At 64.3% G+C, this 13929-nt stretch carries 12 protein-coding genes; 4 read left to right on the forward strand and 8 right to left on the reverse strand.

Going from position 1 to position 13929, the window contains the following annotated elements; all coding sequences use genetic code 11:
* Positions 1–3: 3 nt before the first annotated feature.
* The 4 genes from LDH74_RS13140 to LDH74_RS13155 form a co-directional block, all read right to left on the reverse strand.
* The gene (locus tag LDH74_RS13140) at positions 4–1365 is read right to left on the reverse strand and encodes an aminotransferase class III-fold pyridoxal phosphate-dependent enzyme (protein WP_226039169.1); all 1362 of its coding nucleotides are present in this window, start codon (positions 1363–1365) and stop codon (positions 4–6) included.
* Positions 1366–1541: 176 nt separating this feature from the next.
* Positions 1542–3188, reverse strand: a complete 1647-nt coding sequence (locus tag LDH74_RS13145; protein WP_226039170.1) for a BCCT family transporter — start codon at positions 3186–3188, stop codon at positions 1542–1544.
* Positions 3189–3561: 373 nt separating this feature from the next.
* Positions 3562–4209 carry a hypothetical protein gene (locus tag LDH74_RS13150; RefSeq protein ID WP_226039171.1) on the reverse strand — a complete coding sequence of 216 codons (648 nt, stop codon included), beginning with the start codon at positions 4207–4209 and terminating at the stop codon, positions 3562–3564.
* 167 nt (positions 4210–4376) lie between these two features.
* A complete protein-coding gene (locus tag LDH74_RS13155; protein WP_226039172.1) occupies positions 4377–5657 on the reverse strand; it encodes an amidohydrolase in 1281 nt (426 codons plus the stop codon).
* 386 nt (positions 5658–6043) lie between these two features.
* Here LDH74_RS13155 and LDH74_RS13160 point away from each other — a divergent pair, with 386 nt between their 5' ends.
* Positions 6044–6646, forward strand: coding sequence for a hypothetical protein (locus tag LDH74_RS13160; RefSeq protein WP_226039173.1), 603 nt, complete (start codon positions 6044–6046; stop codon positions 6644–6646).
* A 48-nt stretch (positions 6647–6694) separates the two neighbouring features.
* Positions 6695–7147, forward strand: coding sequence for a DUF4870 domain-containing protein (locus LDH74_RS13165; protein ID WP_226039174.1), 453 nt, complete (start codon positions 6695–6697; stop codon positions 7145–7147).
* 31 nt (positions 7148–7178) lie between these two features.
* On the opposite strand, the gene LDH74_RS13170 is transcribed toward LDH74_RS13165, so the two are convergent.
* Both LDH74_RS13170 and LDH74_RS13175 read right to left on the reverse strand, forming a co-directional pair.
* Complete coding sequence (locus tag LDH74_RS13170; RefSeq protein WP_226039175.1) at positions 7179–7568, reverse strand: Rid family detoxifying hydrolase; 390 nt, start codon at positions 7566–7568, stop codon at positions 7179–7181.
* A gap of 85 nt (positions 7569–7653) precedes the next feature.
* Positions 7654–9036: an aspartate aminotransferase family protein gene (locus LDH74_RS13175; RefSeq protein WP_226039176.1), complete on the reverse strand. Its 1383-nt coding sequence runs from the start codon at positions 9034–9036 to the stop codon at positions 7654–7656.
* Between the two features lie 784 nt (positions 9037–9820).
* Between LDH74_RS13175 and dnaG the strand changes: the two genes are divergently transcribed.
* The gene (dnaG, locus tag LDH74_RS13180; protein WP_226039177.1) at positions 9821–11257 is read left to right on the forward strand and encodes a DNA primase DnaG; all 1437 of its coding nucleotides are present in this window, start codon (positions 9821–9823) and stop codon (positions 11255–11257) included.
* Between the two features lie 154 nt (positions 11258–11411).
* On the opposite strand, the gene LDH74_RS13185 is transcribed toward dnaG, so the two are convergent.
* Complete coding sequence (locus LDH74_RS13185) at positions 11412–12737, reverse strand: DUF92 domain-containing protein (RefSeq protein WP_226039178.1); 1326 nt, start codon at positions 12735–12737, stop codon at positions 11412–11414.
* Positions 12738–12896: 159 nt separating this feature from the next.
* Here LDH74_RS13185 and LDH74_RS13190 point away from each other — a divergent pair, with 159 nt between their 5' ends.
* The gene (locus LDH74_RS13190; RefSeq protein ID WP_098725707.1) at positions 12897–13502 is read left to right on the forward strand and encodes an undecaprenyl diphosphate synthase family protein; all 606 of its coding nucleotides are present in this window, start codon (positions 12897–12899) and stop codon (positions 13500–13502) included.
* On the opposite strand, the gene LDH74_RS13195 is transcribed toward LDH74_RS13190, so the two are convergent.
* Positions 13499–13894 carry a hypothetical protein gene (locus tag LDH74_RS13195; RefSeq protein ID WP_226039179.1) on the reverse strand — a complete coding sequence of 132 codons (396 nt, stop codon included), beginning with the start codon at positions 13892–13894 and terminating at the stop codon, positions 13499–13501. The two genes, LDH74_RS13190 and LDH74_RS13195, sit on opposite strands and share 4 nt — an antisense overlap.
* Positions 13895–13929: the final 35 nt, after the last annotated feature.

Below are 13929 nucleotides of genomic sequence, written 5' to 3' on the forward strand. Positions count from 1 at the left end.
AGATTACGCCGCTTTCGCGTTCGGGCTGACGGCCTCGATCGCCTCGAGGAAGATACCGATACCCAGTTCGATCTCGCGCTCGCTCGAGTCCAGCGGCGGGAGCAGCCGGATGGTCTTCTTCCCGCAACCGAGGGTTAGCAGGCCGCGCTCGAGGGCGGCTTCGACGACGGCGGAGCGCCGTTCGGGAGTATCGAACTCGACGGCGAGCATCAGGCCCTTGCCGCGGATGTCCACGACGGAGTCGGGCGCGTCGTCGCGCATGAGTTCCTTGGCCTGCTCGCCGCGGCGGGTGGCGTTATCGAGCAGGTCGTGTTCCTGAATGGCCTCGAGCGTAAAGGCTCCCATCATCGAACCGAGCATGTCACCGCCGCCGAAGGTCGAACCCAGGCGGTTCTTCTCGCTGGGGAAGACCTCCGAGCGCGAGATGGTTGCGCCGACGCGCAAGGCCTTTGCGCTGGCGATAACGTCCGGCTCGATCGGATAGTGATCCGAGGCCCAGATCTCGCCGGTGCGGCCGATGCCGGACTGAATCTCGTCGACGACCAGCGGAATGTCGTAGGTGTCGGTGACGTCGGCGACCTCCTGCATGAAGGCCTCGCTGGGGAAGCGGTAGCCGCCGACGCCCTGAATCGGCTCGAGGGTCAGGAAGGCGATCTCGTCGGGATCGACGTAGCCGCCTTCGGGTGCGAGCATATCGCGAAGCTGTGAGCCCCCGCCGGCGAAGAAGCCACAGTCGCAGCTCTCGGCGTCACAGCCCCGATCGTCGCAGAACGGCACCGTCTCGATCCCGCTGATTTCGGGGTAGTGGCGCGTGTAGACCTCTTTGGACTTCGTCAGCGAGAGGGTGCCGAGCGTGCGGCCGTGGAAGCTCCCCGAAAACGCGACGCCGTACTTCGACGGCGCGCGGTAATCGTTCGTGATCTTCATCGCGTTCTCCATGGCCTCCGCGCCGGAGTTCGAGAGGAAGACGGTATCCATTCCGTACTGACTCGAGACCTCCGTGAGCTTCTGCATGAGGTGGCTCGAGCCCGGGAAGTCGGCCTCCTCGGGGCTGGGGCCGGAGCCGAAGTACATGTCCTGTCCGGCGATCTTCATCGGTTCGACGAGGTCGAACTCGCGGACCTTCTCGAGGACCTTCTCGTTGTTGTAGCCGAGCGGTGCCGCGCCGATGTGGCAGGTGAAGTCGAGGAGAACGTTGCCGTCGACGTCGGTAACGAAGGGGCCGTCGGCCTCGCGGGTCACGTCCCAGACGAAGTCGTGGGAGTACTCGCTGGGGGCGGAGTACTCCTGGTGGAAGTCGACCCACTGCTGGGCGTTCGGCCCCGGAAGCGCGTCCGCGTCGGGTTCCGCCGTGTCCCTATCCATACACAATTTATGTATACCTCATACATTAAAACTTGTTATCGATTGGCGAGGAGGTCGTCGCGGGACGGGAGTCGGGTATCGACGGCGCGAAAAAACGGACAGCATGACGGCCGAAGCGGATCGGCCGGAGAGATGGCGGGCCGCGGGCGGTTCAAACGGACTACTGTCAGTCCGTCTCAGTCGTCGTCCGACTCGACGGGGCCGCCGGGGCCGGGTGACTCGGGCTCGGGTTCGGTTTTCCGGCTCGAGCCGATGAGGACGGTTTCGTCCTGCAGCAACACCCGGCCGTAGCTCGAGCTGAAGTCCTTGATCAGCGAGAGCATCGCGAGGAAACAGACGAACGCGAACGGTGCGCCGGTGATGATGACCGCGTTCTGGAGCGCGCTCGTCCCGCCTTCACCGCCGATGATCATGAGGATCGCGGCGGTCATGCCGAGGACGACGCCCCAGAAGATCCGGTTGATCGTCGAGGGGCTCGCCTTCCCGCCGGTCGTCATCATCGAGACGGCGAGCGTCGACGAGTCCGCCGACGTGATGAAGAACGTCGTCACGAGGATCATGAACGCGATCATGAACACCGTTCCGAGTGGGAAGGCGTCGAAGAGGATGAAGCCCGAAATCTCCGGCGTGCCGTTGGCGATCACGCTGCTGAAGTCGGCCGTTCCGGTGTGGTGGTATCGCAGCGCGGTGCCACCGACGAACGTGAACCACGGGATAGTCGCGGCCGAGGTCGCGCCGATCCCAGTGAAGGCGACTTCGCGGACGGTCCGACCCTTGGAAATCCGGGCGATGAACAGTCCCGCGAACGGAGACCACGAGAGCGCCCACGCCCAGTAGAAGACCGTCCAGGAGTTCATCCAGCCCGTCCCGCCGTCGCCCCCGGCACCGGTGTAGAGACTCATGGACGTGAAGTCGGCGATCATGCCGCCCATCGCCTGGGAGCCGAGCAGGAGCAAGAACAGCGTCGGCCCCAGGATGAACGTCGCGAGCATGAGCGTGACGAACAGGATCATATTGAAGTTCGACAGCCGGCGGATTCCCCGATCGACCCCGAGCACCATCGAGATGGTAAACAGGAGCGTCATCGTCGTCACGACGACGAGGATGCCGACGTTCCCCAGATCGATATTCCACTGGTAGCTGAGGCCGGCGATGAACTGACTCCCGATGAAGCCGAGCGACGTCGCCACGCCGCCGATCGTCGCGAAGACGGCGAGGATGTCGACGACTTTCGCGGCCGGGCCGTCGAGGTTCTCCTTCCCGATGATCGGCGTCAGCGCCGAGGAAACCCGAAGCGGGACGCCTTCGTAATTGTACGCGAAGTAGGCGATCGCGAGTCCCATGATCGTGAACACGGCCAGCTGGGGGAGCGCCCAGTGGAATAACGTCTGCTGGATCGCGATCGGAATCGCTTCGGCCGTCCCACCTTCGACGCCGAACAGCGGCGACGGGTTATCGTAGTAGAACAGCGCTTCGGTCGGGCCCCAGAACACGACTCCCGCTGCGAACCCGGCGGAGTACAACATCGAGAAGAACGATAGGAAGCTGTACTCCGGATCCTCGTCCCCCATCTTGATCTTGCCCCACGGACCGACGATCAGGAACAACAGGAAGAGGACGATCAGGAACACGATCACCAACAGCGCCCAGTTCAGGTACTCGACGACCCAGCCGTACACGGTCCCGATCGTCTCGGTGACGAGCGTCTGGTTGATGAAGAACGCCGCGATCACGCCGACGGTCAACAGTGCCCCGAACGCGAAGACGACCAGGTCGATCTCCTCGAGGAACTCGTCGACCATCCCCTTATCGGCGTCGCTCATCGTCCCACCCCCGGTATCGGACGGCAGCGGAACGATCTCTCGTGAGTCCACTTACCATTCGCCATGCTGCATGATGGCATACCGCCACCATTAACGTCGTATACAATAAGTGTTTCTCACTCGGCTAGAGTATCCACAGATTGCGTTTATTATGTATTTCTCGAAGGCTATACAGAATATCTCTCGTCCTGCATCGATCATCGTTAGATACACCATATAGGCAGACAATCGATATCCTCCGCGGAGTACAATATCGGTTTAGTCAATCGGAACGCCAATCAGTAACTGAGAACTACCGTGTCTGGCGGTGTGGGTAACGACGGTGGGACCGACCGATTCGGCCGACCGAAAACGAAATCCGAAGACGGCTCCGTCAGTTCGTCAGTTCCTCGAGCGTCTGCTCTCGAGTCTCGGTGCTCTCGGCCACGCGCTCGGCGAACTCGTCGACACGGTCCTTGATTTCCTCGCGGGTGTCCGCCGGTGAGAAGCTATCCGACATCGTCAGCAGGCGCACGAACGCCCGCAGTTCCTCGTCGGTGAGCTGGGCGAATTCCTCGTTCTCGAGTTTGTCGACGACCTCGTCGACGTCGATCTGGCCGACCGGTTCGACGTTGAACTCGACGTTGACCATCCGGTAGTTCGAGCCGGCGAGGCGCTGTTCGGCCTTGCCGACGCCCTCCGAGAGCATGTCCTTGAACGGGGTGTGATACCCCATCGTCCCGAGGTGGAGAAAGGCGAGCATATCGGTGATGCCCTGCGTGTAGGCGTCGCGATCCTCGGCGTCGGGATCGAAGACCGTCTCTCGGTCGCGTTCCTCCATGTACTCGAAGAGGATGCTGAAGTCGAGCATCGCGTTGCGAACCCGGCGTCGGATCCGGTTTCGCTTCTGTTTCTTCGAGTGGTCGGTGTAGTCCGTCTTCCGGCCGAGCAAGAAATCGCGGTCGGAGGGCGTGAGAATGCCGCGCGGGCGATCCGAGTCCGCCGCCGTCCGCAACGACTCCGGCACGTCGTCTTGGCTCATAGGGGATACACGGAGAGCCCGCGAATTAACGTTTCCCATTCGGCGAACGTGATGCTCGCCGGACAGAAGCGTTCGCTCGACTGTCAGTCAGTATTGCGGTTTACCACGAGAGTTTCGGCGAACCATACGCTCAGTCAGAGCCAACAGTACCGATCTGAATCCGTCCGCTACGGCCGCCGACGGGAGAGTTCGGTAGCCGTCTCGGTGAGCAGCGTCACCCCGATCTCGAGGCTCTCCTCGTCGATGTCGAAGGTCGGCGTGTGGTGGCTCGTCGGGTGGTCAGTGCCGACGAGGACGTACGACGCGAGCCCACCCTCGTCCTGGACGCGTTGCATCAGGTAGGTCACGTCCTCGCTCACGCCGAACTCCTCGCTCGGAATTACCCGATCGACGCCCTCGATCTCCCACGCGACGTTCCCCACGAGATCCCGCAGCGCTGGATGGCTGTCGACGCGGGGCGACTCGCTGATCATCCGCGGCGTGACGTCGCAGTCGTGCATCTCGGCGGCGGCGTAGCAGACGCGTTCGAGCTCCGTGCGCGTGTACTCCATCAGCGCGGTGGTCTCGCCGCGGACCTCGGCCTCGATGGTGACCTCCTCGGCGATGACGTTGCTCGCGGTGCCGCCCTCGATTCGGCCGACGTTCACTCGCGTCAGCCCGTCGCTGTGCCGCGGGATTCCGTAGGCGTTCTGGATCGCAGTCGCCGCTGCCTGCATAGCGTTGGCCCCTTCGTTCGGCGCTTTGCCGGCGTGGGCGCTCGCCCCCTCGAACGTCGCGGTCAGATGTGCCATCGCCAGCGGCTTCTCGATGCCGGCGACGATCTCGCCCGTCGGATGGTCGAGGCCGATGTGAAGGGCGAGGAGGTAGTCGACGCCCTCGAGGTAGCCGCTCTCGGCCATCGCCTTCCCGCCGCCGGAGATCTCCTCGGCGGGTTGGAAGAACACCGTCAGCGTTCCGTCGAAATCGCTCTCTTTGACCGCCTCGAGCGTCCCCAGCGCTATCGCGAGGTGGGCGTCGTGGCCACACGCGTGCATGTAGCCGTCGTGTTCGGACCGAAATCCCTCGGCGGCCGGCCGGTGGTCGCTCTCGTCGGACTCCCGCATCGAAATCGCGTCGAGATCGACGCGCAACCCGAGACAGGGGCCCTCTCCCTGCTCGAGGGTCGCGATAACGCCCGTGTGACCGTCGGCCGTGCGCTCGAGAACGTCCGATCGAACGCCCGCCTCGCGGGCGCGCTCGATCCACGGCTCGAGTTCCGCCGCCGACGGCACGGCCATGCGCTCGTCCGTCGCCAGCGCGTCGCGGCCGACGGCGATCTCGTCGACGCCGATCCGCTCGAGTTCCTCGACGACCCGGCCGGTCGTCCGAAACTCGCGCCAGCCCGGTTCGGGATGACGGTGGAACTCCCGCCGTAGTTCGCGCAATCTATTTCGCGCTTCGTAGGACATTCTTGCCGGTTCTACGCGCGGGAGATACTTAATCGTAGTCGATAATCGTATACTGGTTACGCACGATCGATGGAGAGAGTCGGCGATCGAAACAGATCCGGTCGGTTTCCACAAGCCATCGATACGATGACCACGGCGACTCCAGTATGGAGAGGATCAAAGAGAAGGACGGTCCGCGGAGCGGGTCCATGGAGAAGGCAGGCAGAGATCACTCCTGAACCGAACCAGCCCACAGGGTGCGTGCAAACGCGTTATCACTCGCTTACCTCGAGTCGACCGTCCGTTCAAGCGATCAAAGCGCCGTTTTGCGGGCGCACATTTGTGTTTGGTGCCCGCCAAATCCATCACGGGATTTAATTCACAACCCCACGATGGATGGACCATCGATGCCGCCCCTCCCAACGTGGATCGACGATCGGATCGATCCCGCGCTCGACAAGAAACTCACGCAGCGACACGTCGTCGAGGTCATGCTCGAGTCCGAGCGGCCGTTCTTTTCGATCCAGCAGCTCCGCGCTCGAGTCAAGCCGACGGTCAGTAAAGAGACGGTCCGAAACCGGCTCGACGAACTCCACGAGATCGACGTCGTCGCCGCGGAAACGTATCCGGACACCATCACGCTGTACTACGTCAACCATCCCGAATCGCGATGGCCGCTCTCGCCGGACGGGAAACGGGCGCTCGCTCACGATTCGCCCCTCGAGACGCTGTCGGCGAGTGACTTTCTCCGCCTCCGGAACCCGGCCGGGATCAGGACGCTGGTCCTGGCGGGCTTCCAGCTCAGCCTGGTGCTGTTCTGTGTCGGCGTCGGGATGATCGTGCTGTCGATAGAGGCCCCCGTCGAAGCGAGTCACGGGCTCTGGGCGGCCGCCGGCAATCTCTTCGTCGTCTGTCTGGTCCTCCTCTTCGCTGAACGCATCGTTCGCAACCGTCGCGACGACGGCGCCAACGGAGCGATTCCGACGCCCGAACGGACCAGTCCGAAGTAACGCGACGCGACCGACAACCACCCAGCTGATACCCCAGAACACGTACCCATGTCGACTGACTCGACCCCGAACGACTCGCCGTCCCCCGAATCGACTTCGAACGAACCCGGCCCGTCGATCCTCACGGAGCGGACGCTCCTGGGGATCTTCGTCCACTTCATCGCGATCCTCCCGTTTTTCGGGTTCGTCACCGCCGGGATCATCTACGCGGTATCGGAGCACGAATTCACGCGGGCCAACGCGCGGAACGCGCTCAACTGGCAGCTGCTGGTCAGCGGATCGTTCTTCGCGGTGTTCGTCCTCGTGTTCGGACTGGGAACGCTGTTCGAGTACGTCGCGCTTCCGGGGGTGATCGAAACGGTCGTCTTCGTCCCCGTCTTCGCGTTGGCGCTGGTCTCGATCCTCCTCGGATTCCTCAATTTCTTCGTCTGGATCGTCGCGATGGCGAAAGCCATCTTCGGCGACGCGTGGCGCTACCCGTTCGCGCCCGAATTCGTGTGATCGAGCCGGCGGTTCCCGGACGTCGGACCGCTTACCCGAGGAACGCCGTGGCGTCCAACTCCACGCGAACGTCTTCGGGGAGCCGCGAGACCTCGACGCAGACTCGAGCCGGCGGGTCCTCGCCGAATCGAGCACCGTAGGCCTCGTTGACCCGCTCGTAGTCCGCCAGCTCGGTCAGGTAGACGGTGACTTTGACGACGTCCGCGAGTCCGTCGCCGCCGGCTTCGTCGACGACGGCGGCGATGTTGTCGAGCACCCGGTCGGTCTGGGCCTCAATCTTGCCGTCGACGACTTCGCCCGTGTCGGGGTCGACGGGGCCGTAGCCGGAGACGTACAGCGTGTCGCCGGCGCGAACGCCCTGCGAGTAAGGGTTGTCGTTGCTCGGTGCGTCATCGGTTTCGATGGAATCGATGTCGGACATAGAATCGGTATCGGGCGTGGTTCGATCGGTCTCGGGTGTGGTGCGATCGGTGTCGAACGTGGGGTGGTCGGTCTCGCCGCTCGAGTCAGGCGGTCTGCGTCGCTTCGGCGGTCACGTCGTCGATCGCCTCGACGACGACGTCGAGCGCCGTCTCGGCCAGGTCGTGCGTGAGCACCAGCGGCGGCAGGAATCGGAGGACGTTACCGTGGCGACCGGCCGTCCAGATCAGGACCCCGCGCTCGAAGCAGTACTGCTGAATGGCGTCGACGAGGTCGCCGTCCGGGTTGCCGTCGCTATCGACGAACTCCGCGCCGATGAACAGCCCCTTGCCGCGGATGTCGGCGAGGTGTTCGTTGCCGTTGGCAGCCTCGCGGAGCCGGCCTCGAATGTACTCGCCGAGGTCTCGGGCGTGCGCGAGGAGGTCGTGCTCCTGAACGTACTCGATAGCGCGGGTCCCGGCCCGCATCCCGACGACGTGGCCGCGGTAGGTACCGGCGTGGTCGCCCGGACCCCACGTGTCCAGATCTTCGTGGTAGATGGTCGCCGAGAGCGGGAAGCCCACGCCGCCGAGGGCCTTCGCGGAGGTCATCACGTCGGGAGTCACGCCTTCCCAGTCGCTGGCCCACCACTGCCCGGTGCGGCCCAGACCGCTCTGAATTTCGTCGAAGACGAGGACGACGTCGTTGTCGTCGGCGATGTCGCGCAGCCCCTGCAGGAAGCCCTCCGGCGGCGTGACGATGCCGCCCTCGCCCTGGATCGGTTCGACGATCATGCCGGCCGGATTGGCCAGCCCGCCGTAGGGGTCCTCGACGATAGCCCGGACCTCCTCGAGCGCGTGATCGACCGCTTCCTCGGGCGTTTTCCCCTGTCGGAACGGGTGCGGATAGGGGGCGTGAACGACGTCGGCGAGCAGCGGCGTGTAGTCGGCCTTGAACTTCTTGTTCGAGGTGACGCTCATCGCACCCGTCGTCGCGCCGTGGTAGCCACCGCGGAACGCGATGAGGCCGTCGCCGCCGGTGTTGTACTTGGCGAGTTTGATCGACGCCTCGATGGCGTCGCTGCCGGTCGGCCCGCCGAAAACGACCTTGTTCTGGCCCTGCAGTCCCTCGGGAGCGATCTCGTCTAACTTCTCGATGAGCTCGAGGCGCGCCTCCGTCGGGAAGTCGACCGTGTGAACGAACTTGTCGGCCTGCTCGTGGACCGCCTCGAGCACGTAGGGGTTCGAGTGGCCGACGTTGAGCACGCCGATGCCCGCGAAGAGGTCGATGTAGGTGTTGCCGTCGGCGTCGCGGACCGTCGCGCCCTTCCCCTCCTCGAAGGCGATCGGAATGTCGTCCGGATAGGCGACCGCGCTACTGTCGATCTCGCGCTGTTTCTCGAGCAGCGCCCTCGTGTTGGGGCCGGGGACGGAGTCGACGTCCGGTGCGTCCTCGAAGTGGAGTTCGTCTATCGGCGGACCTGCCGTCATACGTACTGGCAGGTGAAACAGTTATAAATAACTTGTCCACAGTATCCATGAAGAACATATACAGATATTGACTACGTAACTGATTACGAAACCCGATACGGGTGACATCGGTGACGAAAGTCGTAGACGAATTCGCGAGATGAGGAGGAATCGTTCTCGAAGCAGCGGTGGTGAGACAGATCCCTCTGACCGAACCGATAAACGGGTAAAACACTCTGTACAGGGAAACCACGTCTCACTCCAGATCGATCAGCCGACGTGCGGTGGCGCGCGCTGGGCCGCGGCGAATTGCGAGGCCTGAACGGAGTGAAGGCCTCGATACTGTGAGCGGTGACCGGAGGGAACCGCGAACCCGATGGGTGAGCCGCGTCCTGAAGCCGTGCGAGGTCGTCACGAGTGTAGCGAGTGACTGCTTGGAAGACGCTTTGCGTCCTCCAGTGGATGAACGAGTGACCGAAGGGAACGAGTGAATCGGTTGGGGAGGGCGTGGCGATTCCCTGTTGCCTCGATAGTAGGACACTTCTTTCATCGAACTCACTACCGAACACTCTGCTCAGTAAACTGTCTGTAGTGAACGGTCGTTCAAATCGTTGCTTTCGAATAGAGAATAACGATCGGACACGTTCGAAAACGCCGAATCGAGATCGAACGGTCACCGGCGAACCGAGCCGAGCCAACGTCTGCGGAGGTCAACAGCTATTTGCCCCCCACGACCGAAATTGCATATAAATCGGTCTCTGTACGCGATACTCGCGTCACCGCCCCTCCCGGGGACAGATCTCCAATGGAAGACACCTCGAAATATCTTATCCACGCGGACGTGACGGCTGACGGGATCGTCGAGCGAAGCGACGTCGTCGGCGCGATCTTCGGCCAGACGGAAGGACTGCTCGGCGACGAGCTCGACCTCCGCGACCTCCGTCAGTCGAGCAAAGTCGGCCGTATCGACGTCGAAATTACGAGCACCGCCGGTCAGTCTCACGGACAGGTGACGATCGCGACCAGCCTGGACAAGGTCGAAACCGCCACCCTCGCCGCCGCCCTCGAGACGATCACCCGGGTCGGTCCCTGCCGAGCCGACCTCGAAGTACGGGAAATCGAGGACGTGCGCGCGGCGAAGCGAAAGGAAGTCGTCGACCGCGCGAAGGAACTGCTCCGGACGGGGTTCGACGATACGATCATGTCCTCCGACGAGATCCTCGCGGAGGTGCGCCAGCAGGTTCGCGTCGAGGACATCACCGAGTACGAGGGCCTCCCCGCCGGCCCCCGAGTGACGGACAGCGACGCCATCATCGTCGTCGAGGGCCGGGCCGACGTCCTCTCCCTGCTCAAGTACGGCATCAAAAACGCCATCGCGGTCGAGGGGACGAGCGTTCCCGACGCCGTGGCCGAACTCACCCGTCACCGCACCGTCACGGCCTTCCTCGACGGCGACCGCGGCGGCGACCTCATCCTCGAGGAACTCGCTCAGGTCGGTGACCTCGACTACGTCGCCTTCGCGCCCACCGAGAGCTCCGTCGAGGACCTGAACCACCACGAACTGTTCGCCGCCCTCCGGAACAAGGTGCCCTACGAGACCGTCTCGGAGCTGAACGAGCCCCGAGACGCGATCGCCGCGACCGACGGGAGTACGACGCCGGCACCGCCGCCGTCCGAACTGTCGACCGCATCACCGACGACCGCGGAGCCCGACGAGGAGGGCGATCTCGAGTCGAACGAGCGAGCGTCGTCGTCTCCCGACTCGGGTGACGCCCTCGAGACGCCGTCGACGGTCGACTCGGAACGAGCGACGGCGAGTCGAGCGCAGTCGGGCGCATCCGCCGGGGAGGCGGGGACGGATCCGGAACGGATGCGCCAGGACGAGGCCACGACCGACGCCGAGTCCGATACCGATCGCACCCCAGAGACGGTCTACGGGCACGCGACCGCGGTCATTCGAGCGGGTACCGACAGCGTCCGCTTTCTCGACGCCGATTCCGAACCGATCGGCGACGGCGATGCGAGCGAGGCCTACGGGACGCTCGAGGCCCTCGGGACCGTGCCGACGACGGTCGTCCTCGACGGGATCCTCGATCAGCGGCTCCTCGATCTGGCGGCCGACCGCGGCGTCGACCGAATCATCGCGCGCTCGCTCGGCCAGTTTACCAAGCGGCCGACCGACGTTCGAATCCACGCGGTCGACGACGTCGCCGAGCAGCCTCCAGAGACAGAGACGAACTGATTTTCGGGACCGACGGGGAGTGGTTGCGATGCTATAGTAGCCACTAAAACGATTTACACGCAGATCGCATCGTTGTCGTGTGATTCGGTGTGCAATGACTTTCAGTAGCTACTATAGCACAGCCCAGCGGTCGGTAGTGGCCTGCCTTCGATCGTCAGCCGAAGACGGCAAACGAGAGCACCAGCAGGGCGCTGACGAGCGCGCCGGAGAGCGTCGCCAGAAAGTTCACGCCCTGATTCCCCAGAATCGACCCCTCGAGGGTCGCCCCGAGCAGGCTATCGACGGTCATGCCGGCGATACCCGCGGCGACGATGATCGCCGCGCCGACGAGTCCGATGTCAGAGAAGAGCCCGTACGCGATCGCGGCGACGACCGCTGCGCCGACCACGCCGGCGAGTTCTCCCTGCCAGGTGACGCCGCCGTCCGTTCCGGGATCGACCGGCTCGAGGGTGGTGATCAGCCGCGGCCGGTCGAAGACGCTGCCGATCTCGCTCGAGAGGGTGTCGCTCATCGCGGTCGCGATCGAACCCGCGAAGGCGAAGAGGAACAGTTCGGGCTCTCGAGGGAGGAAGCCGGCGTCGCTGGCCGCGTAGCCGAGCACCGCGACGAGCGCGACGGCGGCGTTGCCGAGGACGTTCCCGCTCCCTCGAGCCCCGTTGTTGTCCTCGGCGACGCCGAGTTCCGTCTTCCGCTCGTAGCGGAACTTCGTCGAGAGGCCGCCGATGGCGAAAAAGGAGATGAGGACGGCGAACCAGCCGTAGCCGCCGAGAACGATCGTTAGCAGCCCCAGCAAGATCCCGGTGAGCATCCCCGCGATGGACGCCGTCTCGAGGGCGTAGGATGCGTAGCCGAAGGCGACCGTGACGGCGAGTGCGATGACGATTTCGCCCGTCCCGATAGCCGGCTCGAGCTCCGCGAGCAGCCAGAGCAGGAGGCCGACCGAGAGGACGATGATCGGGTCGTCGGAGGGGAGCAGCACGTCGCGAAGGAGCGCAGCGAGGAACGCACCGCTGGCGGCCAGGAAGACCACCAGCGGCAGTGCCGATGCGGCGGCGTCACCGGTGAGCGAGTGGGCGAGCGCCTGTCCGGCGACGGCGGCTACAAGCGCCGCGAGACAGAAGCTTCCCACGCGAACGACGTCAGTGTCCGTTCGCAGCCTGGCGAGTTGCGCGCCGAGGTTGCCGTAGCCGACCAGCAGTATCGTCCCGACGAAGACGGCGATCGGCATCGACGCCGCGGTCGCCATGAGCCCGAGCGCGACCGCCGCGAGGACGAACGTGATGAGGCCGTAGAGTCGCGAATCCTCGTAATCGCCCGGATACGCCAGCAGGTCGAAGAGCGGGCCGTCGGTGATCACGTAGGCCCCCAGCAGGACGACACCGGCGACCGCGGCCGCCACCCGCGGTTCGACGAGCGGAACGGCCAGCGAGAGCGTACAGAGAGCCGCGAACACGCCGGCTCGCCGAACGGGTGCTGTCACGATATCGGTCCCTTTCTGTGGCGATCACTTCAAGGTTCGTGAACGCGGCTCGAGTCGGTTTTCACCGCGTTCAGCGGCTCGTTCGGACTGTACGTGTCGTCGCTGGGCGACCGATAGAAACCCGTAACTCGTATCACAGTTGCCGGGAAACTCACGCGTGTGGGATTGTACGAACGGTACCTCGCCCTCCGGATCGCCCGTCACGACGGCGACCCCCCAGACCACGTCGCCCTCGTGATCACCGAACGCGATCTGTTAGAACGAGGCGCCTACGAGACGCTCACGGACTTCTTCGAGTGGGCCGTCGAGTACGCCTCGCAGGTGACCGTCTACGTGAGCGTCCTCGACGCGGCGGCGGTGCCGGCCCTCCAGCGCGAACTCGAGACGATCGACGCCCCGCGGCCAGTCGCCGTTCGCGGCCCGGAAGACAGGGCGCGTGCGGACGCGCCGATCCGGATCGGGATCGGCCTCGGCGGGAAACACGAGTTCACCAGCGCAGTGCGGACCCTCGCGGAGCGGGTCGAGTCGGGCGAACTCGATCCCGACGAGATCGACGACGAACACGTCGAAGGCCACCTCGTGTTCCCGTCAGAACCGGACCTGGTGATCAAGACCGGCGCGGAGCGGCTCTCCGATTTCATGATCTGGCAGTCGGTCTACTCGGAACTGTACTTCACCGACGTCAACTGGCGGGACTTCCGCAAGCGGGACTTTCTCCGGGCGGTCCGCGAGTACTGCAATCGGTCGCGACGGTACGGCCGCTAGTCGGCGGAGTCACGCCGCTGTGACGCGTTCGAACCCGCCGACTCCACTGCACCGGCAAGTTCCGCGACCCGATCGTCCGCGACGACGACGGGACGTTCCAGACGGACCGTGTCCGTCTCGCGATCGTACTCGAGGACGTCGCGCGCCTCGAGTTTCGGCAGGACGACGTGAACGAGCGAGACGCGGACGTCACGTTCGTCGGCATCGTCCCGACCGGCGACGGCGTCGGTCAGCCTGTCGACCGGGAGCGGTGGTTCACACGTCGAGAGGACGTGGAGGGTGAGACGCGTCCTGGGGTTCGCGAGGAGCGCGTACGCCTCGTCGAGCGGGACGTTCGTGAGCCGAACGAACCGCTCGACGTCGACGACGGGCGCACTGTTTGGAGCCGGCATCGCAGATTGTGTTGTTCTACTGATGTATAAAGGTC

The sequence above is a fragment of the Natrinema sp. DC36 genome (genome assembly GCF_020405225.1).
In the GTDB taxonomy this organism is placed as follows: Archaea; Halobacteriota; Halobacteria; order Halobacteriales; family Natrialbaceae; genus Natrinema.

What these genes read in the sequence shown, in the direction of transcription:
- LDH74_RS13160 (WP_226039173.1), top strand. Translation starts at nt 6,044, where the DNA reads ATGCCGCCCCTCCCAACGTGGATCGACGATCGGATCGATCCCGCGCTC.
- LDH74_RS13170 (WP_226039175.1), bottom strand. Translation starts at nt 7,568, where the DNA reads ATGTCCGACATCGATTCCATCGAAACCGATGACGCACCGAGCAACGAC.
- LDH74_RS13175 (WP_226039176.1), bottom strand. Translation starts at nt 9,036, where the DNA reads ATGACGGCAGGTCCGCCGATAGACGAACTCCACTTCGAGGACGCACCG.
- LDH74_RS13150 (WP_226039171.1), bottom strand. Translation starts at nt 4,209, where the DNA reads ATGAGCCAAGACGACGTGCCGGAGTCGTTGCGGACGGCGGCGGACTCG.
- LDH74_RS13155 (WP_226039172.1), bottom strand. Translation starts at nt 5,657, where the DNA reads ATGTCCTACGAAGCGCGAAATAGATTGCGCGAACTACGGCGGGAGTTC.
- LDH74_RS13145 (WP_226039170.1), bottom strand. Translation starts at nt 3,188, where the DNA reads ATGAGCGACGCCGATAAGGGGATGGTCGACGAGTTCCTCGAGGAGATC.
- LDH74_RS13140 (WP_226039169.1), bottom strand. Translation starts at nt 1,365, where the DNA reads ATGGATAGGGACACGGCGGAACCCGACGCGGACGCGCTTCCGGGGCCG.
- dnaG (WP_226039177.1), top strand. Translation starts at nt 9,821, where the DNA reads ATGGAAGACACCTCGAAATATCTTATCCACGCGGACGTGACGGCTGAC.
- LDH74_RS13165 (WP_226039174.1), top strand. Translation starts at nt 6,695, where the DNA reads ATGTCGACTGACTCGACCCCGAACGACTCGCCGTCCCCCGAATCGACT.
- LDH74_RS13195 (WP_226039179.1), bottom strand. Translation starts at nt 13,894, where the DNA reads ATGCCGGCTCCAAACAGTGCGCCCGTCGTCGACGTCGAGCGGTTCGTT.